At 63.9% G+C, this 790-nt stretch carries 1 protein-coding gene; it reads right to left on the bottom strand.

What is annotated here, in order from left to right:
• Nucleotides 1-790: condensation domain-containing protein (locus ABD371_RS35725; protein WP_344486948.1), on the bottom strand; the 790-nt coding region annotated here is incomplete at both ends.

Here is a 790-nt window from a genome sequence, read left to right as displayed (position 1 = left end):
CGTCTCCACCGAACGCGGCACCGACAACGCCACCACCCGCTCAGGCCCCACACCCAAACCCACCAGCAAACGCGCCAACCGATTCGCCCGCGCATTCACCTCCGCATAGGTGAGGGAAATCTCGCCGAAGGCCAGGGCTGGGGCGTCCGGGGTACGCGCCACTCGCTCCTCGAACAAATCCGGTAAGCGACCCCGGTCCATCGTGCGAGCGGGCTGATTCCATTCGGTGAGCAATCGGTCGCGCTCTTGTCGGGAGAGTGCGTCGAGTCGGCCGATTCGCTCCTCCGGGTGGTCGGCGATCGCCTCCAGCAGCCGGATGAATCGTGCCGCTATCTCTTCAGCCGTGTCGCGTTCGAGGCGGTCGGGCCGGTAGCCGATGCGCAGCCGGAGTTCTTCGCCCGGCAGTACGGCGAGGCTCAGTGTGTAGTGGGTAGCATCGCTGCCCTGGACATCGACCAGACGGATCCCGTCGAAGTCACCGGCGAAGGATTCCGTGTCCTGCGGATAGTTCTCGAAGACGGTGGTGGTGTCGAAGAGTTCTCCGGCTCCGGTCCCGGCGATCCGCTGGATCTCCGCGAGGCTCAAATACTGGTGATCCAGCAGCTCGGACTGCTCACGCTGCACCCGAACCAGAAAATCACCCAACGACTCCGCATAATCCAACCGCACCCGCACCGGAACCGTATTGATGAACAAACCCACCATCGACTCCACACCCGCCAACTCCGGCGGACGCCCCGAAACCGTCGACCCGAACACCACATCATCACGACCGGTCAACACACCCAGC

This window comes from Streptomyces amakusaensis, assembly GCF_039532665.1.
Taxonomy (GTDB): domain Bacteria; phylum Actinomycetota; class Actinomycetes; order Streptomycetales; family Streptomycetaceae; genus Streptomyces; species Streptomyces amakusaensis.
Note: the sequence above shows the minus strand (reverse complement) of the source record. Positions and strands in the feature narration are given on the sequence as shown.